General features: G+C 64.0%; 17 protein-coding genes. 7 read left to right on the top strand and 10 right to left on the bottom strand.

The genetic code is table 11. The features are described 5' to 3' along the window. Nucleotides 1–114: 114 nt before the first annotated feature. From argF to VDQ28_RS09405, 3 genes are all read right to left on the bottom strand, one after another. Nucleotides 115–1,041 (bottom strand): ornithine carbamoyltransferase, encoded by a 927-nt coding sequence (argF, locus tag VDQ28_RS09415; RefSeq protein ID WP_323035700.1) that lies wholly within the window; start codon nucleotides 1,039–1,041, stop codon nucleotides 115–117. Nucleotides 1,042–1,133: 92 nt separating this feature from the next. Beyond that, the gene (locus VDQ28_RS09410; protein ID WP_323035699.1) at nucleotides 1,134–2,306 is read right to left on the bottom strand and encodes an aspartate aminotransferase family protein; all 1,173 of its coding nucleotides are present in this window, start codon (nucleotides 2,304–2,306) and stop codon (nucleotides 1,134–1,136) included. A gap of 234 nt (nucleotides 2,307–2,540) precedes the next feature. Beyond that, nucleotides 2,541–2,765, bottom strand: coding sequence for an RND transporter (locus tag VDQ28_RS09405; protein WP_323035698.1), 225 nt, complete (start codon nucleotides 2,763–2,765; stop codon nucleotides 2,541–2,543). Nucleotides 2,766–3,015: 250 nt separating this feature from the next. On the opposite strand from VDQ28_RS09405, the gene VDQ28_RS09400 reads away from it, so the two are divergent. After that, nucleotides 3,016–3,654 carry a hypothetical protein gene (locus VDQ28_RS09400; protein WP_323035697.1) on the top strand — a complete coding sequence of 213 codons (639 nt, stop codon included), beginning with the start codon at nucleotides 3,016–3,018 and terminating at the stop codon, nucleotides 3,652–3,654. On the opposite strand, the gene VDQ28_RS09395 is transcribed toward VDQ28_RS09400, so the two are convergent. The 3 genes from VDQ28_RS09395 to VDQ28_RS09385 form a co-directional block, all read right to left on the bottom strand. Next, nucleotides 3,651–4,712 carry a DUF418 domain-containing protein gene (locus VDQ28_RS09395; protein ID WP_323035696.1) on the bottom strand — a complete coding sequence of 354 codons (1,062 nt, stop codon included), beginning with the start codon at nucleotides 4,710–4,712 and terminating at the stop codon, nucleotides 3,651–3,653. The genes VDQ28_RS09400 and VDQ28_RS09395 overlap by 4 nt on opposite strands. Nucleotides 4,713–4,755: 43 nt before the next feature. Next, nucleotides 4,756–5,982 (bottom strand): bifunctional alpha/beta hydrolase/OsmC family protein, encoded by a 1,227-nt coding sequence (locus tag VDQ28_RS09390; RefSeq protein ID WP_323035695.1) that lies wholly within the window; start codon nucleotides 5,980–5,982, stop codon nucleotides 4,756–4,758. 91 nt (nucleotides 5,983–6,073) lie between these two features. Further along, entirely contained in the window at nucleotides 6,074–6,970 is an 897-nt protein-coding gene (locus VDQ28_RS09385) for a DMT family transporter (RefSeq protein ID WP_323035694.1), read from the bottom strand. Nucleotides 6,971–7,095: 125 nt separating this feature from the next. On the opposite strand from VDQ28_RS09385, the gene VDQ28_RS09380 reads away from it, so the two are divergent. The 3 genes from VDQ28_RS09380 (at nucleotide 7,096) to VDQ28_RS09370 (ending at nucleotide 11,094) form a co-directional block, all read left to right on the top strand. After that, nucleotides 7,096–9,111, top strand: coding sequence for an NADPH-dependent 2,4-dienoyl-CoA reductase (locus tag VDQ28_RS09380; protein WP_323035693.1), 2,016 nt, complete (start codon nucleotides 7,096–7,098; stop codon nucleotides 9,109–9,111). Nucleotides 9,112–9,114: 3 nt separating this feature from the next. Beyond that, nucleotides 9,115–10,026: an AEC family transporter gene (locus VDQ28_RS09375; protein ID WP_323035692.1), complete on the top strand. Its 912-nt coding sequence runs from the start codon at nucleotides 9,115–9,117 to the stop codon at nucleotides 10,024–10,026. A 162-nt stretch (nucleotides 10,027–10,188) separates the two neighbouring features. Further along, nucleotides 10,189–11,094, top strand: coding sequence for a LysR family transcriptional regulator (locus tag VDQ28_RS09370; protein ID WP_323035691.1), 906 nt, complete (start codon nucleotides 10,189–10,191; stop codon nucleotides 11,092–11,094). A gap of 161 nt (nucleotides 11,095–11,255) precedes the next feature. On the opposite strand, the gene VDQ28_RS09365 is transcribed toward VDQ28_RS09370, so the two are convergent. From VDQ28_RS09365 to VDQ28_RS09350, 4 genes are all read right to left on the bottom strand, one after another. Then, nucleotides 11,256–11,408 (bottom strand): hypothetical protein, encoded by a 153-nt coding sequence (locus tag VDQ28_RS09365; RefSeq protein WP_323035690.1) that lies wholly within the window; start codon nucleotides 11,406–11,408, stop codon nucleotides 11,256–11,258. Nucleotides 11,409–11,604: 196 nt separating this feature from the next. Next, a complete protein-coding gene (locus VDQ28_RS09360; protein WP_323035689.1) occupies nucleotides 11,605–11,871 on the bottom strand; it encodes a hypothetical protein in 267 nt (88 codons plus the stop codon). Next, nucleotides 11,868–12,437, bottom strand: coding sequence for an alpha/beta hydrolase family protein (locus VDQ28_RS09355; RefSeq protein ID WP_323035688.1), 570 nt, complete (start codon nucleotides 12,435–12,437; stop codon nucleotides 11,868–11,870). The genes VDQ28_RS09360 and VDQ28_RS09355 overlap by 4 nt, the downstream gene beginning before the upstream one ends. Nucleotides 12,438–12,647: 210 nt before the next feature. Next, the gene (locus VDQ28_RS09350; RefSeq protein ID WP_323035687.1) at nucleotides 12,648–14,024 is read right to left on the bottom strand and encodes an aspartate aminotransferase family protein; all 1,377 of its coding nucleotides are present in this window, start codon (nucleotides 14,022–14,024) and stop codon (nucleotides 12,648–12,650) included. Between the two features lie 132 nt (nucleotides 14,025–14,156). Here VDQ28_RS09350 and VDQ28_RS09345 point away from each other — a divergent pair, with 132 nt between their 5' ends. From VDQ28_RS09345 to VDQ28_RS09335, 3 genes are all read left to right on the top strand, one after another. After that, nucleotides 14,157–15,617: a PLP-dependent aminotransferase family protein gene (locus VDQ28_RS09345; protein ID WP_323035686.1), complete on the top strand. Its 1,461-nt coding sequence runs from the start codon at nucleotides 14,157–14,159 to the stop codon at nucleotides 15,615–15,617. A gap of 75 nt (nucleotides 15,618–15,692) precedes the next feature. After that, the gene (gene xsc / locus VDQ28_RS09340) at nucleotides 15,693–17,468 is read left to right on the top strand and encodes a sulfoacetaldehyde acetyltransferase (protein WP_323035685.1); all 1,776 of its coding nucleotides are present in this window, start codon (nucleotides 15,693–15,695) and stop codon (nucleotides 17,466–17,468) included. Further along, entirely contained in the window at nucleotides 17,465–18,211 is a 747-nt protein-coding gene (locus tag VDQ28_RS09335) for a sulfite exporter TauE/SafE family protein (protein WP_323035684.1), read from the top strand. The genes xsc and VDQ28_RS09335 overlap by 4 nt, the downstream gene beginning before the upstream one ends. The last annotated feature ends 5 nt before the right edge of the window (nucleotides 18,212–18,216 follow it).

The raw sequence follows: 18,216 nt of genomic DNA, 5'->3' as shown, positions 1-18,216 counted from the left end.
CACGGGGGTCCCAAGGGGGCGCGTGCGTCCCCTTGGTCGGGTGCGGGTGGAAACCCGCGCGGGCCGAGGACCCTCGATGGGTCCGAGGCCCGCCCCCCCCAACCCAGCTCGGGATCAAAGCCCCAGACACCAGCGCATCACGGCCTTTTGCGCGTGCAAACGGTTCTCGGCCTCGTCCCAGATCACCGATTGCGGGCCGTCCATGACGGCGCTCGTCACCTCGTCCTCGCGATGTGCGGGCAGGCAATGCATGAACAAAGCGTCCGGCTTGGCGGCGGCCATCAGGGTCTCATTCACCTGATAGGGCCGCAATTGGTTGTGACGGCGCTCCTTGGTGGATTGGCTGTCATGCATCGACACCCAGGTATCCGCCACGATCAGATCCGCGCCTGCGACCGCCTTGATTGGATCGCGTTCGATCTCGACCTTGCTGCCCTTCTCTTGCGCAAAGCGCATGAATTCGGCGTCTGGGTCCAGTGTCGGCGGGCCGGTGAAGGTGAAATCGAATCCGAACTGCCCGGCGGCTTGCAGCAGCGAGGCGCAGACATTGTTGCCGTCGCCCGCCCAGACCACTTTCTTGCCCTTGATCGGGCCGCGGTGTTCTTCATAGGTCAGGATATCGGCCATGATCTGGCACGGGTGTGTGCGGTTGGTCAGCCCGTTGATCACCGGCACGCTGGCGTATTCGGCCAGTTCTTGCAGCACGGTTTCCTCGAAGGTGCGGATCATGATCAGATCGACATAGCGCGACAGGACCCGCGCGGTATCGGCAATCGTCTCGCCGTGGCCCAGTTGCATTTCCGAGCCCGACAGGACCATCGTCTGCCCGCCCATTTGCCGAACGCCCACGTCGAACGACACCCGCGTGCGGGTCGAGGGTTTCTCGAAAATCAGCGCGACCACGCGGCCCGCCAAGGGTTGCGCGTCATCCAGAGTCCCCTTGGGACGGCCGTTGCGGGCGGATTTCATGGTGGCTGCGAGGTCGATCATGTGCCGCAGATCGGCGGCGTCGGTGGTATGGATGTCGAGAAAATGGTTCATCGCGGCGTCTTTCGGAAGGCGGGGGAAAGGGGGCTTTGCCCCCTCGGCGCGGTGCGCCTCACCCCCAGGATATTTGAAGAACAAAGACGGGGTCAGGAGGCTTCGAGTGCCGTGGCGGCCTTGTCCAGTCGGGTGACCGCCTCGGCGATATCCTCATCGGGGATATTCAACGCGGGCAGCAAGCGCAGCACGTTGTCGGCGGCGGGCACCACCAGCACCCCGACGTTTCGGGCCGCGACGACAAGGTCGGTGTTTGGCTTGCGGCATTTGATCCCCAGGATCAGGCCGGTGCCGCGCACGGCCTCGAATGTGTCGGGATGCGCGGCGATCAGCCCTTCCAGCTTTTGCCGCAGCAGGCCGGATTTGCGGCTGACCTCGGCCAGGAATGCCGGGTCCGACACGATCTCGGTGACCTTGAGGCCGACGGCGCAGCCCAGCGGATTGCCGCCATAGGTTGATCCATGCGTGCCCACGACCATGCCCGAGGCCGCATTTTCCGTGGCCAGCACCGCGCCCAGCGGGAAGCCGCCGCCGATGCCCTTGGCGACCATCATGATATCGGGGGTGATCCCGGCCCATTCATGCGCGAACAGTTTGCCGCTGCGCCCCATGCCGCATTGCACCTCGTCGAGGATCAACAGCGCGCCGGTCTTGTTGCAGGCCTCGCGCAAAGCTCTCAGGTCTGCCTCGGGCATCGGCCGGATGCCGCCTTCGCCCTGGATCGGTTCAAGCATGACGGCGGCGACGGTGTCATCCAGCGCCGCGTTCAGCGCCTCTTGGTCGCCCCAGGGCAGCGATGTGAAGCCCGGCATCAGGGGGCCGTAGCCCTTGGTCATTTTCTCGGAGCCCGACGCTGCGATCGCCCCTGTGGAGCGCCCATGAAACGAGCCCTCGAAGGTCAGGATAGTCGTGCGCGGCGTGCCTTTGTCGTACCAGTATTTGCGCGCCATCTTGATCGCCAGTTCCGCCGCCTCGGTGCCCGAGTTGGTGAAAAACACGGTATCGGCAAAGGTCTTGTCGACCAGCGCATCGGCCAGCGCCTGCTGCTGCGGGATCTGGTAGAGGTTCGACACATGCCAGAGTTTTTGCGCTTGCTGGGTCAGGGTTTCGACCAGCGCCGGATGCGCGTGGCCCAGCGCGTTCACCGCGATGCCTGCGCCCAGATCCAGAAACCGGCGGCCGTCGGCTTCGGTCAACCAGGAGCCTTCGCCCGAGACAAAGGACAGTGGCGCGCGCGCGTAGGTGGGCAGAACAGACGAAATCATGGGAAGTCCCCTTGGAAAGCGAAGGCCCATTCGTGCCGAAGCCAGAGGGCCAAGTCAATGTAAGATCAGAAAGAGAGGGTGGGGGGTGCCTGACGGACAGGCCGAAACGCTCAGACGTTTTGGCGTCGGAGTCGGCGGGTCAAGAGGGGCGAAACCATTGGGTTCATGCGGCAGCGATAGCGCGGACCGCGTCGGTTGTCGATGGAAAACCCGCCAGCCAAGGAGCCGCCCCCCTTAACCCCGCGTGACAGCCATGCGCAGCAGTTTCGCGGCCAGAAGCACCACGGGCGCGCCATGCATCAGCAGGTCAAGGATATCGACCGGCTGCCGCAACGTTCCCGCCGCCAGCATCTTGAGCTTTTCCCACAGATGAGGTTCCGGAAAAAACGGCGCCAAGCCCAAAGCCAAAGCGGCTATCAGCACGATATTCAGGGGAATTCGGTCAAGAATATCCAGCATGGGTGCGCTCCATCAATTTCTTGATCTTGCAGCTATGACCCGGCGTCGCGTCATGCAACCCTCTGTGCCTGCGGCAAGTTTGCCGTTTTGGCGGCTTGCTCCAAAGGCTGTCAGGCACTATTCCTAAGGGGCGCCCCTGACAGGGGAACGCGACAAAGGACTTAGCGATGCCCCTCATCCCCCGTTTTTGTCAGCCATTCAGCGCCGCCGGGTGCCGGGTTGAACGGGCAGTGCATGGTGAGGGGACGGGATGACGATCCTGTGCAAGGTACGAACGGGCGCGTGGTTGTGTCTCGTCGGGCTGGGGTTGGCCGCCTGTTTCGAGACCGAACCCCTGACCGAAGCGGCCAGCCGCGGCTTGCAGCCCGCCGCGGGCCCGACCGAAGTGGTCTTGCTGGATCGCTCGGTCACGGTGGTTGGCCCCATCGGCTATTGCGTCGATACCGAAGCCACGCGGGAATCCGATATTGAAGCCTTCGTGCTTTTGGTGCGCTGTCGTGGCACGTTGCGCCCTGCCCCGGTGCTCAGCGCCACGGTCACCGGGCTGACCGCACCCACCAGCAACGATCCGGGCGCGTTGCGGCGGCTGGCGGGGTTTCTGTCAACCCCAGCCGGGCGCGCGCAACTCAGCCGTTCGGGCGACCCAAGCGAGGTCACGGTCGTCGAATCCACCTACGCCAACAACGCGATCTGGCTGTTGATCGAGGATCATGGCAACCCTGAAAGTTTTGACCCCAGTTATTGGCGGGCCGTCTTGCCCATCGCGGGCCGTATTGTGACCTTGTCCGTGTTGTCAGCGCGTGAGCATCCGTTGGACAGCGACAGCGGGTTGGCGACGCTGCGCAGCTTTGTCTCGCGGATGCGCGGTGCAAATGTGGAAGGCGGCTAACCGGCCAGCGCCCGCATCACGGCCTCGATCGGGCCGCGTTTGAAGCGACGGGACCAGAGCCACGCATAGCCCGTCGCCAAGGCACAGAAGAGGAGAGCGGCTGTGACGGCTTGACCGACGGATTGCCCGCCGAGCCGCCCCAAAGCCTCGAGCGTGCCCATGCCGAGCAGGATCTGCGCGATGTAAAGCGTCAGGGTTTGCCGCCCGGCGGGGGTGATGACCCGCAGCACGCCCCAGCGCGCCGCGGCGTCACTGAGCAACAGACAGGCCCCTATCGTCAGGCTGGCCGCGCCCGACCCGGCCAAGGTATAGAGCGGCATTGGCGGAACCGGTGATGTTGTCACAAGGGCCGCGAGTTCGGGATCAATCGCGGTGGCGATGGGCGTCAGCACCATCGACAGGCCCCAGGCGGCGGCCATCGCCAAGCCGCCGCCCAGCAGCAGCCGCCGTTGAATCGCGCCCTCGCCCAGCGCCTGGCGGCTGAGGATGATGCCGAACAGCATGAACCCCAGCCACGGCACAATCGGGTGCCAGCCGTTGAACACGAGGTTGCGCACAAAGCCTTGGGGCGTCCAGAAATCGGCATAGGAATACGCCTCCCAATCCCAGCCGACGTCGTAATTCAGCGTCAAGATCATCACCACCGCCGCGATGTTGAGGGCCACGATGACGCCCGCAAGCGCGCGGCGGGTCAATGGCAGCAGGAGCGCGGCGAACAGGAAGTAGAAGGCATAATAATGCAGGATGTCGGCGTCAAAGATCAGCATATTGGCAAGACCCAGCGCCAGCAGGAACACGGCGCGTTTGAGCGTCACGCCAAAGGTTTGCGAAAACACCTCGTGCTGCGCGGAAAGCCCCAGTCCGACGCCCGCCAGCACCACAAAGGTGGCGGCGGCGCGCCCCTCAAGCAGCCCGGTGAGCCAGGACAGCAACCCGGTGCCGCCCTCGGCCCCCATCGCGATCTTGAAGTTGACGATCACCATGCCGACGAAGGCAAGATACCGCGCAAGATCCAGCCCGGCCAGCCTTTGCGCGGGTCTTGTTTGTGTCGCTGCCATCGTGCCCCTTGCGTGCCGGCGGTGTCTGCCGCAGGGCTCAGGGTTACGCGACGGCGACCAAATCGGTCAAGATCTGCGAGGTGCTTTCCAGGGTGCGGTGCACCGGGCAACGATCGGCGATTTCCAGCAGTCTTTGCCGCTGCTCGTCGGTCAAATCCCCTTGCAGCGTGATCTTGCGGTGAAAGCTGTCGATCTTGCGCGGCGCGGCGCCGTCGTCATCGGCATCCTGCGCGTGCACCTTGTCGTGGCTGACGTCCACGCTCACACCCTCCAACGGCCATTTCTTGCGCCGCGCATACATGCGGATGGTCATCGAGGTGCAGGCCCCCAGCCCCGCCGCCAGAAACCCATAGGGCGACATGCCCTGATTGGTGCCGCCAAAGGCCAGCGGTTCATCGGCAAGCATGTGATGCGAGGGGCCGTGCATCACGTCTTGCAAGAAGCCATTCGGGTCGGCCTCGGTCACGCGAATGATGCCTTCGGGGGCGCCGGGCGGGGGCGCGGGTTCTTGAATATCAAGATAGCGCGTCGCCCAGGCGGCAATCACCCCGGCGGCATATTCGGCATCCTCGGGGCGGGTGATCAGATGATCGGCGTCATCGAGCGTGACAAAGCTTTTCGGGTGTTTGGCGGCGATGAAAATCTGCGTGGCGTTTTCGATCCCCACAACCATGTCGCGCGGGGCGTGCATCACCAGCAAGGCGCGGCGCAGCCCGGCGATGGCGGGGGCCAGTTTTTCCGCCTCCACATCGGCAAGAAATTCGCGGGATATCCGGAATGGCCGCCCGCCAAGGCTGACCTCGGCAGAGCCTTTGGCGCGGATTTCGGGCAGGGCATCGGCGAAATTGCGGGTCACATGGTCCGGGTCAAAGGGCGCGGTAATGGTCACCACCGCCTTGACGCTGGGCATGGTCTGCGCCGCCGCCAGCACCGCCGCACCGCCCAGCGAATGCCCGATCAACAGGCCGGGCGCCATGTCGCGATCCGTCAGGTATTGCGCGGCTGCTGTCAGGTCGGCCACGTTCGAGGTAAAGGACGTGTTCTCGAACTCACCGTCGGAATGCCCCAGCCCGGTAAAATCAAACCGCAGCACGGCAATCCCCGTCGCTGCCAGACGCCCTGCGATGCGCCGGGCCGCGTGGATGTCTTTGCCACAGGTAAAACAATGCGCGAACAACGCGGTGCCCAGAGGCGTGCCCTCGGGCAGATCGAGTCGCGCGGCCAGCGTGTTGCCGTCATGGCCGGTGAAGGTGATGCGCTCGGTGGACATGAGGAGGCTCCTGTTTTTGTGGCGTCACACAAACCTGTCCCCTGTCCCCCCGCCGGGCAAGCGCACCGGCCCATTGTCACGGCTTAGTGACCTAGACCATCAAGACAATCGCCACAATCGAGGCAGCCAGAAGCGCCATGCCCAGCACCTCGATCAACCGAGGACGCTCACGGAAGACCAGCACCGATATGAGGATCGAGAACAGCAATTCAATTTGCCCGACGCTGCGCACATAGGCCGCGTTTTGCAGCGAGAAGGCCACGAACCAGCCAAAGCTGCCCAGAACCCCCATGAAGGCCACCAGCGCCGTCGCCCTCCAGGATCGGGCCACGCGCGCAACTTCGCCGGGTTCGCGCCAACTCAGCCACAGGGTCATGGCCAGCGCCTGAAACGTGGTCGCGCAGGCCAGCGCCATGACGGCGCGCATGGCCGGGTCGGCGTGGTCGATTTGCAAGGTCGCCCCCCGGTAGCCAATCGCCGCCAAGCCATAGAGCGCCCCCGCCACCAAGCCCAGCACCGTGGCGCGGTTGAAAAACCCGCCCGCGCGCCAGCCTGTTGCCGGGCGCGACAGCAGCACCACGCCCAAGGTGCCGACCACGATGGCGGCCATGCCGGGGGCCGAGACGCTCTCGCCCAGAACCAGCGCCGAGAACAGCGCGACCTGGATGGTTTCGGTTTTGGTAAAGGCGATGCCGACGGCAAACGAGCGCTCCGAAAACAGCGCCACGGTGCAGAACGTGGCGATGATCTGCCCCAAACCCCCGGCCACGGCATAGGCAATGAACGCGCCGTTGACCTCGGGGATGCCCTGCCCGTGCCACGCCACAAGACCCAGCATCCCGGCCACGGCCAGCGGGGCCGCGAACAGGAACCGCGCAAAGGTCGCGCCACCCGTGGACAGGCCAAGCCCCTTGAGCTGCTTTTGCAGCATCAAGCGCAAGATCTGCACGCCCGCAGCCAGAAGTGTGACGATGACCCATAAATCCATGCCGCCTTGTCTCACGCGGCATCGGCCGGGTCGAGGACCGGCCTTGCGGTGACGCAAGGTTTTTGGTGACAATCATCACGGCCCCGGTAGGGTGCGCCAAACGCCAGACAACAGGAACCTGCATCATGTCCAGCCCCTATCCCAAAATGCTCGCCCCGCTCGACCTGGGCTTCACGACGCTGAAAAACCGCGTGTTGATGGGCTCGATGCACACCGGGTTGGAGGAGCGCGGCGATTGGGACCGGGTCGCGGCCTATTACGCCGAGCGCGCCAAGGGCGGTGCCGGGTTGATCGTGACGGGCGGCATGGCCCCCAGCAAAGAGGGCGGCGTCTACCCCGGTGCGGCGGGCCTGTTCAGCGATCAGGACATGGCGAACCACCGCAAGGTGACGGAGACAGTGCACGCCAATGGCGGCAAGATCGCCATGCAGATCCTGCACGCGGGGCGCTATGCCTATGGGCCGGAATGTGTCAGCGCCTCGGCGATCAAGTCGCCGATCTCGCCGTTTCCACCGATTGCCCTGGACGAGGCGGGTATTGAAAAGCAGATCAATGATTTCGTTGTGGCGGCGTCCCGTGCCCAAGAGGTCGGCTATGACGGCGTCGAGGTGATGGGGTCCGAGGGGTATTTCCTCAATCAATTCCTGAGCCTGCACACCAACAAGCGTGAAGATCGCTGGGGCGGCAGCTACGAGAACCGGATGCGCCTGGCGGTCGAGGTGGTGCGCCGGGTGCGTGAGGCCGTGGGGCCGGACTTCATCATCATCTACCGGATTTCGCTGCTCGATCTGGTGCCGAACGGGCAGACCTTTGACGAAATCCTGCAACTGGCCACCGCGATCGAGGCTGCGGGTGCGACGATCCTCAACACCGGCATCGGCTGGCACGAGGCGCGGGTGCCGACCATCGCCACCTCGGTGCCGCGCGCCGGCTTTGCCTGGGTGACGAAAAAGCTGATGGGCCATGTCGGCATTCCGGTGATCACCTCGAACCGGATCAACAACCCCGATACCGCCGAAAAGCTGTTGGCGCAGGGCTGCGCGGATATGGTCTCGATGGCGCGTCCGTTCCTGGCGGACCCGGAATTCGTGAACAAGGCCGCCGAAGGGCGCGCGGCCGATATCGCGCCCTGCATCGCCTGCAATCAGGCGTGTCTGGATCACACATTCTCGGGCAAAATCTCGACCTGTCTGGTCAACCCGCGCGCCTGCTACGAGACCGAGTTGACGTATAGCCCGGCGGCGGCGGTCAAATCCGTGGCGGTGGTCGGTGCCGGGCCTGCGGGTCTGATGGCGGCGATGGTGGCCGATGAGCGCGGCCACACGGTGACGTTGTTTGAAAAGGATGATCGGCTGGGCGGGCAACTCAATATGGCACGCGTGATCCCCGGCAAAGAGGAATTTCACGGGTTGGTCGAGTGGTTTGAAACCCGCATCGGGCGCTCGAAGATCGACGTGAAGCTGAACACCAAAGCCACGCCCGAGGCGCTGAAAGGCTTTGACGAGGTGATCATTGCCACCGGCGTCGTGCCGCGCGATCCGCAGATTCCGGGGCAGGATGGCGCGAATGTGCTGTCCTATATCGACGTGCTGCGCGGCGGGGCCAAGGTTGGCAAGCGCGTGGCGGTGGTCGGCGCGGGGGGCATCGGCTTTGACGTGTCGGAATTCGTCGCGCATCAAGGCGAGAGCACGACGTTGAACATTGACGCCTGGCGGCGCGAATGGGGCGTGGGCGACCCGTCCGAGGTGCCCGGCGGGTTGATCGAACCCGACGCCCCGGCCCCCGCGCGTGAGGTCACGTTGTTGCAGCGCAAGGCCGAAAAGCTGGGCAAACGGCTGGGCAAGACCACCGGCTGGATTTACCGCGCCAGCCTTGCCGCGCGTGACGTCAAGATGATCGGCGGCGTGACCTATGACGCGATCACGCCCGAGGGCATCGTGTTGGGCCGCGACAAAGGCGCGCAATTGCTGGAGGTTGACACCATCGTCTTGTGCGCGGGTCAGGAGCCGATGCGCGATCTGGCCGACGCTTTGGACGGATCGGGCGTCTCGGTGCATGTGATTGGCGGCGCGGATGTGGCGTCGGAACTGGACGCCAAGCGCGCCATCGACCAAGGCGCACGGCTGGCGGCGTCTTTGTAAGCGATGATCCTGTGGCCGATCCTTGCCGGGTTGGTGCCCAGTTTCCTGTTGGTGGGGCTGGGCGGGATCGTGCGCGGGCGGCTGTCGGAAAACGCCTGGACCGGCCTCGACAAGCTGAATTTCGAGATCCTGTTTCCGGCGCTGTTGTTCACCGCCGCCGCCTCGCGCCCGATGGATGTGTCGCGGGTGGTGGTGATCGGCCCTTCGGTCTGGGCGATCCTGACGCTGGGGTTGGTGGCGGGCTACACGGCGCGGCGCTTTGGCCCCGAGCGGTTCCTGGATTTCGCCGGCGCCTGGCAAACCGCCTGGCGGTTCAACACGGCGATGGGGTTTGTCGCGGTCGCCACGCTGACCCGCGCCGATGCCGCAATGATGGCCGTCGTCGCGGGCATGGCGGTGCCGGTGGCGAATATCTTTGCCGTCTCGGTCTTGTCGCGGGGCGGCAATCTGGGGTTTTGGGCGACCGTCAAACGCGTGGCGCTCAATCCGTTCCTGCTGGCCTCGGTGGGCGGCGTGATCGTCGGCCTGTCCGGGTTCCCCGTGCCGGTGCTGATCATGGCCCCACTGCAATTGCTGGCCCAGGCGGCGATCCCGATTGCGCTGATCTCGGTCGGGGCCACGATGGATTGGCGCGCACTGGGCCGGTTCGACGCGTTCAGCGGCATTCTGGTGGGCGTCAAACTGCTTTTGCTGCCCGCCGCGACACTGACAGCATGCGTGTTGCTCGGCGCGGACCCGGCGATCCTGTCGATCCTGACGATGTTTGCGGCCCTGCCCACAGCCTCGGCGGCGCATGTTCTGGCGTCCGGATTCGGCGCGGATCGTATCCTCAGCGCCACCGTCGTGGCGCAAGGCACGTTATTGGCAGCGCTGACCTTGCCGCTCTGGATCCTCGCCATCGAGGCGCTGGTTTAGCGTCAACAATCACGCGCCAGATTTGCAACACTGTTGCACGACGCCGGCCTTTGGCGCGCAGGTCGGAACAATTGTCCTAGGTTTACCGCAGATCTGTCCCAATCGCGCCGCAATTACCCTGTCTAACGGAAACATCAAGTTCTGAAGTGTGACAGGTGCCCTATGGACCGTTTGACTGAAATGGAAGCTTTCGCCACGGTCGTTGACCAAGGCGGCTTTACCGATGCCGCCCGCAAGATGGGGATCTCGAAATCTGCGGTCTCGAAACATGTCTCCTCGCTGGAGGCGCGGCTGGGGGCGCGGCTGTTGAACCGGACGACACGGCGCGTCAGCCCGACCGAGATCGGCCTTGTTTATTATGATCGGGCGCGGCGGGTGCTGAACGACGCGGGCGAAGCCGACAGCATCGTCACCGCGATGCAATCGGCCCCCTCGGGCGTGCTGCGCATGTCGGTTGCCACCGATTTCGGCGTCAGCCTGTTGTCGCCGGTGCTTGATGAATTCCTCGAAGAATTCCCGGAAATCAGTGTCAACATGGTGTTGAAGAACCGCTATGTCGAACTGATCTCGGAAGGCTTCGACATGGCAATCCGCATCGGCGAGATGGAGGATAGCAGCCTGCGCGCCCGCAAGATCTCGCAAACCAACCAGCGCCTGATTGCCTCGCCCAAGTATTTCCAGCAGCACGGCCGCCCGATGCGGATCGACGATCTGAACGAACACCGCTTGCTGCATTTCTCGAACCAGGCCAGCGCCAATGTGTGGAAAATCGCCGCGCCCTCGGGCGAGGTGCGGCAGGTGCGGGGCACTGGGTGGCTGACGGTCAATGACGGGCAATCCCTGATGAACGCCGCGATCAAGGGCATGGGCATCGCCTATTTGCCAAGCTACCTTTACCACGACGCAATGGAACAAGGGCTGGTCGAGGATGTGATCCCCGAGTTGCCGCAGATGACGATGGGCATCTATGCCGTCTATCCGCCGGGTCGGTTCACCCAACCCAAAGTGCGCGCCTTCATAGATTTTCTGGTACAGCGATTCGCCGAAAAAGGGCCAGAACGCTGGTAAGAATTTCGCCTGCTGATCGTTTCCCTCCGATCAGTGACCGCTGACTGGCCGGCCCTTGTGGTCGGCCTTTTTTTCGCGTCGCAGACGTGGCGGCGAAAAAAACAAAAGCCCGCCACAGGATGCGGCGGGCTTGATCCTCTGGGTTGTCGGGGGCGGTGGGCTTATTTCTTGCCGCCGCCCTTGGCCATCCCGCCCTTGTCGCCGCCTTTTGAGGGTGCGCCTTTCTCAAAGTCACCCTTTTTCACGGCCCCTTTGTCACCCATTTTCGGCTTGTCCATGCCGCCCTTGGACGCACCACCTTTGCCTTTATCCATGTTTCGAATCTCCCCGTCTGGTTGCCCGGGTCTGATGCTGGAATTCCGTTTCCACCCCGAAACCCGTGAGGTCGAAAACCGACCCTCGCGATCACGATACACCGAAAAACAGAGTCGTCAAAATAAACGATTGTGATCGGCGCGGGCGCGCGCAGGGATCGCCCCCTGCCCCGTGCGCGCGCGCTGCAAGTCCTTGTTACAAAGTGTCTGCGAAGCGTTGGGTTGTCACCGCAATGACCTGCGCAACCGATGACGACGACGGGTCGAAGACGTGATAAATATGGTCCGCGCCGTCAATCACCAATCCCTGCACATCCTCACCACCGGCGGCCTCCTGCATGGGCTGAGAGTACATCGCATAATAATCCTGACTGCCGGTGATGGTCAGAAACGGCCCCGGATAGCGCGCCAGATCGGCGAGAATATCGTGCTGTGACAGGCTGGCAAAGAAGGTGTCCTTCAAAGCGATGGTGCGCCACCCCAGATCGAGCCCGACGATGCCCTCCTGGCCGCGGCGCGGTCAAAGGTCGGCTGCCCCAGGCTTTGCAGGAAATCGACGTCGTAATCGGCGACCGAGGACCAGGTCACCAGCGAGCGCACGGCCTCGGGATTGGCCGCCGCCAATTGGATTGCGGCGCCACCGCCAAACGAGAAGCCCAGAACGCCGATTCGCGCCGCATCAACGCCGTCGGTGGTCATCAAGGCCGCAAGTCCAACCGCGGCATCCCCGTTCTGACGATCCACCGTGTGATGTCCGGTATCGCCCGCCGATTGGCCGAAGCCGCGAAAATCAATCCGGAGCGAGGCGATGCCGATGTCGGCCAGCGCGGAGGCCTCGGTGGCGTACATGCCGCCCACCTCATCCCGGCTGGACCCGAAACCATGCAGCATCAGGACCGCGGGAAACGGGCCGTCCCCATCGGGCATCGACAAGGTGCCAACCACGCCGCCCTCCAAGGTGACGACGGTTTCATCGGCCAGGGCGGGTGTCACGGCAAGAGCCGCAATGATCGGAACGACATAGCGCATGAGAGATCCCCTTTGGTTGTGTTGACGCGAGGCTAGGGGAATGCCGTCCCCCAGGCAATCGTCACGATCACGGTTGACGCCGGCAGGTCTGTGACGGCAGACGAGACACTTGTAGGGTGTGTGCTTGCACGCACCCTGATAGCGGCGGCGACGGAAGGTGCGTGCAAGCACACACCCTACGCCTGTTCCTGCTGACGTCGGATCCCGGGTTTACCCGCAGACCTCAGCCAGCGATTCGTCGATGGCGGTGGTCATCTGGTCGATCTGGTCGGCCGTCACCATCAAGGCGGGCGACAGGCACAGCGTGTTGTTGAACCCCGGCAGCGAGCGGTTGGTCATGCCGATCTGCACGCCGCGTTTCATCACCCCCGCCACTACGGCGGCCACGGTTTTCTCGGCCAGCGGGTCGCGGCTTTCGCGGTCGGACACCAGTTCCGCGCCCACGAACAGCCCCTTGCCGCGCACCTGGCCGATGACCGCGTGCTTCTCGGCCAGTGTGTTCAGATTGCCCAGCAGCCGCGCACTCATCGCGTTGGTGTTGGTCAACAGGTCTTCTTCCTCGATGATGCGCATGTTTTCCAGCGCCGCCGCCGGGCCCGCCGTGCAGCCGCCAAAGGTGGAAATGTCGCGGAAATAGTTGAGCGGGTCAGCGGGGTTGGATTTGAACATCTCGAACACCGCTTCGGTGGTCACGGTGCAGGAAATCGCCGCATAGCCCGAGGCCACGCCCTTGGCCATGGTCACGATGTCGGGCTGGATGTCATATTGCTGATAGCCGAACCATTTACCCGTGCGCCCGACACCGCAGACCACCTCGTCGATAATCAGCAGCAGCCCGTATTTCTTGCAGATTTCCTGCACACGCGGCCAGTAGCCTTCGGGCGGGGTGATCACGCCGCCGCCTGCGGTGACCGGTTCAAGGATGATCGCGCCGACCGAATCGGGGCCTTCGCGCAGGATGACCTCCTCGATCGCGTTCGCGGCGCGCAGGCCGTAATCGGCGACCTCGCCCCACTGGCTGCGGTATTCAAGGCAATGCGGCACCGGGATGAACCCTGCCGGGAACGGGCCGTACATGGCGCGGCGTTCCTCTTGCCCGCCGGAAGCCAGCGCGGCGATGGTGGTGCCGTGATAGTCGCGCTCTCGGTACAGGATTTTCCACTTGTTGCCGCCATGCACCGTATGGGCGATCTGGCGGACCATCTTGTAGGCTTTCTCATTCGCCTCGGAGCCCGAGTTCGAATAATACACCCGCGTCATGCCCGGCATTTTCTCGATCAGTCTTTGCGCGTACATCGCGCCGGGGATCGACCCTGCCGACCCGGCGAAATAGTTCATCTTCAGCAGTTGATCGCGCACGACATTGGCGATGCTCTCGCGCCCGTAACCGACGTTGACCGTCCACACGCCGCCGGAAACGGCGTCCAGCGTCTCGCGGCCGGTGGCGTCCCAGACGCGCAAACCCTTGCCCTCGACGATCACGCGGGGATCAATGGTTTCATATTGTTTGTGCTGGCTCAGGTGATGCCAAACATGGACGCGGTCGGCCTCGACCACGGCGGCGATATCGTTGACGGTACTATCCATGGTCGCAATCCTTCTTGGCCCGGAACTCAAGCGCTGATAATCGCGCCATTGGCACCCAACGGATAGGGCCAGATTGCGGCTATCCATAATGCCAGAATCAGATAGACTGGCGGAAAACCACGGGGGGATTTGATGGCGATCTCGGTTGAGTGTTTCTTGCTGGATCCGCAGCAAAGCGGCACCTTGCAAAATCGCATCCGGCAGATGGTCGCGCAAGGGATTCTGGCCGGGCGTTTGCGACCGGGCGAGCGGATGCCGTCGAGCCGCAAACTGGCCGTGCATCTGGCGGTCAGTCGCATCACCGTCTCGCAGGCCTATGCCGAACTGGTCGCCGACGATTACCTGATGGCCAAGGGGCGGTCGGGGTATTTCATCTCGGAGGGCGCACCGCAGCCCGTGCCGCCCGCACAGGCGCTGATCAGCCACGAGGACAGGGTGGATTGGGCGCGGGTGCTGGGGCCGCGCCCGGAAGCCGGCTCACCGACGCGGGGCAAGCCGCGCAACTGGCGCGATTTCCGCTATCCGTTTGTTTATGGGCAGGCCGATCCGTCGCTGTTCGATCACGCGAATTGGCGCGGCTGCATGATGCTGGCACTGGGGCACAAGGATTTTGCCCGGATGACCGACGACCAGTTCGACCATGATGACCCGGCCTTGCTGGAGTATATCGCCCGCCACACCCTGCCCCGGCGCGGCATTCTGGCGCGTCCCGATGAGGTGCTGGTGACGCTTGGCGCGCAAAATGCGCTGTGGTTGGCCGCGCAACTGTTGCTGAACCAGCGGCGCACGGCGGTGATCGAGGATCCCGGCTATCCCGGTCTGCGCGAGATCCTGGCGCAGGTGCGCTGCCGGACGGTTCCGGTTTCGGTGGGGCCGCAGGGGTTGGGGCCAAGGGCACTGCCCGATGACCTCGATGTTCTGTTCTGTACGCCCAGCCACCATTGCCCGACCGGGGCGACGATGCCGTTGGAGGCGCGGCACGCGTTGTTGGCCGAGGCCTCAACGCGCAACGCGGTGATTGTCGAGGATGATTATGAATTCGAGATTACCCACAACCGCGCGCCGCTGCCCGCGCTGAAATCGCTGGATCGCGAGGGCCGGGTGATCCATGTCGGCAGTTTCTCGAAATCCCTGTTTCCGGGGCTGCGGCTGGGGTTTCTGGTCGGCCCGGCGCCGTTCATCCGCGAGGCCCGGGCCCTGCGCGCCACCGTCCTGCGCCACCCGCCCGGCCTGTTGCAACGCGCCGCCGCGCATTTCCTGTCGCTGGGGCATTACGACGCCATGCTCAAACGCCTGATGCGCAGCTTTTCGCAGCGCCGCGAGGTGATGCTGGAGGCCGTCGCGCATCACGGCCTGACCATCGCCGGAGCCACGGACGCGGGCGGCTCCAGCCTGTGGATGCGCACGCCGCCCGGCGTTTCGGCGACCGAGTTGGCGCGCCGATTGCACGAGGACAGCGTGCTGATCGAACCCGGCCCGCCGTTCTACAACGACCATGCGCAGGGCGATCACTATTATCGCATCGCCTACTCCTCGATCACCGCCGAGCGTATTCCCGAGGGCATCGCCCGCATTGCGCGCCGGTTGTCGTAATCTGGCTATAGTGTTCCGCCGCATCTGCCCCTAACCTTCGCGAAAACTGCCTTTCCGACCATCGAGGACCACATCATGCGCATGACCACCGAGGAAGCCTTTGTCAAAGTGCTGCAACGGCACGGAATCGAACACGCGTTCGGCATCATCGGCTCGGCCTTCATGCCGATTTCCGATCTGTTCCCGCGCGCGGGCATTCGGTTCTGGGACTGCGCGCATGAGGGGTCCGGCGGGATGATGGCCGATGGCTATACGCGGGCCACCGGCAAGATGAGCCTGATGATCGCGCAGAACGGCCCCGGCATCACCAATTTCGTGACCGCCGTGAAAACCGCCTATTGGAACCACACGCCGCTGTTGCTGGTCACGCCGCAGGCTGCGAATAAATCCATCGGTCAGGGCGGGTTCCAGGAGGTCGCGCAAATGGCGCTGTTCCAGGATATGGTCGCCTATCAAGAGGAGGTGCGCGACCCCACGCGGATCGCCGAGGTGCTGAACCGGGTGATCGAACAGGCGCACCGCCACTCGGCCCCGGCGCAGATCAACGTGCCGCGCGATTTCTGGACACAGGTGATTGATATCGACCTGCCCGAACCCGCCAGGTTCGAGCGCCCGGAGGGCGGCAAGGAGGCGGTGGCGCGGGCCGCAGCGCTGCTGTCGGCGGCGAAGTTCCCGGTGATCCTGAACGGCGCAGGCGTGGTTCTGGGCGGCGCGATCCCGGCCTCGATGGCGCTGGCCGAGCGGTTGGACGCCCCGGTCTGCGTGGGCTACCAGCACAATGACGCCTTCCCCGGCTCGCACCCGCTGTTCGCCGGGCCCTTGGGCTACAACGGATCGAAGGCCGCAATGGAGTTGATTTCTCGGGCAGATGTGGTATTGTGTCTGGGTACCCGGCTGAACCCGTTTTCAACACTTCCGGGATACGCGCTGGACTATTGGCCAAAGGCGGCCAGGATTATCCAAGTCGACATCAACCCCGACCGGATCGGGCTGACGAAGAATGTGACAGTCGGTATTGTCGGCGACGCAAAGAAGGTCGCCGAGGCGGTTTTGGCGCAATTGGCCTCTGCCGCGGGCAACCATGCGCGCACCGAACGCAAAGCGATGATCGCGCAGGCCAAATCCGCTTGGGCGCAGCAATTGTCGAGCATGGATCACGAGGATGACGATCCCGGCACCGACTGGAATCAGCGCGCGCGGTCGGACAAGCCCGACTGGATGAGCCCGCGCATGGCGTGGCGGGCGATTCAATCGGCGCTGCCCAGGGACGCGATCATCAGCTCTGACATTGGCAACAACTGCGCGATCGGCAACGCCTATCCCAGCTTTGACGATGGGCGCAAATATCTGGCGCCGGGGTTGTTCGGCCCCTGTGGCTATGGCTTGCCCAGCATCATCGGCGCGAAAATCGGCTGCCCGGAGGTGCCGGTGGTGGGCTTTGCGGGCGACGGGGCCTTCGGGATTTCCGTGACCGAACTGACCGCCATTGGCCGCCCCGAGTGGCCGGCGATCACCATGGTCGTGTTCCGCAATTATCAATGGGGCGCCGAAAAGCGCAATTCGACGCTGTGGTATGACGACAATTTCGTCGGCACCGAGCTGGATGAACAGGTGTCTTATGCGGGCATCGCGCAGGCCTGTGGTTTGCAGGGCGTGCAGGCGCGGACGATGGACGCGTTGCAACAGGCGCTGGCCAAGGCCATCGAGGACCAGATGAAACACGGCAAAACCACCCTGATCGAGGCGATGATCAATCAGGAACTGGGCGAGCCGTTCCGCCGCGATGCGATGAAAAAACCGGTGGCAGTTGCCGGGATCGACCCGGCGGATATGCGAAAGCAAACCGTGTGAGTTTGCCGTTTGAGTTGAGCGCCGGAGCCACGGCCTATCTGGCCTTGGTGATTTTCGTCGCCGCATTCATTCGCGGCTATTCCGGGTTCGGCTATCCGGTGCTGGTCATTGCGGCGGGGGCGCTGGTGATCAATCCGCTGTTGCTGATCCCGATGGCGGTGATGGGCGATCTGGTCTTGTGCGCCCAACACTGGCGGGCGTCGCGGGCACATGTGCACTGGCCAACGGTGATCCGGCTGGGGATCGGCGCGGCGTTGGGGATGCTTGCGGGGATCTGGACCCTGTCGCTGATGACCGAGGAATTCGCGCGGATCGCGGTCGGCGTGATGGTGCTGCTGGCCTCGCTGCTGATGCTGATCGGCTGGACGATTCCGGGCCGCGCCGGGCCTGCGGCGACGCTGGGCATGGGGGTGGTCTCGGGGCTCACGACGCCGGCGGGTGTGGCCGGGCAACCGGCGGTGATGCTGGTTTCGGCGCTGGGCATGACGCCTCTGGTATTCCGCGCAACCTTGCTGGCCTATTTCGTGGCGCTGGATGTGATGACCTTTGTGCAATTCTCGCTGGCCGGGCTGGTCGACACCGAATCCCTGATCGCCACCGCGCTGTCGGTGCCACTGGTCGTGGTTGGCAGCGCCATTGGTGCCCGCATGGTGCTGAGGTCGGACCCGGTCCTGTTCCGACGGGCGACGATTGGCGTTCTGATGCTGATGGCGGTGCTCGGCTTGGCGAAGGGCTTGATGTGAAACGC

Source organism: Pararhodobacter sp. (assembly GCF_034676545.1).
In the GTDB taxonomy this organism is placed as follows: Bacteria; Pseudomonadota; Alphaproteobacteria; order Rhodobacterales; family Rhodobacteraceae; genus Pararhodobacter.
Note: the sequence above shows the minus strand (reverse complement) of the source record. Positions and strands in the feature narration are given on the sequence as shown.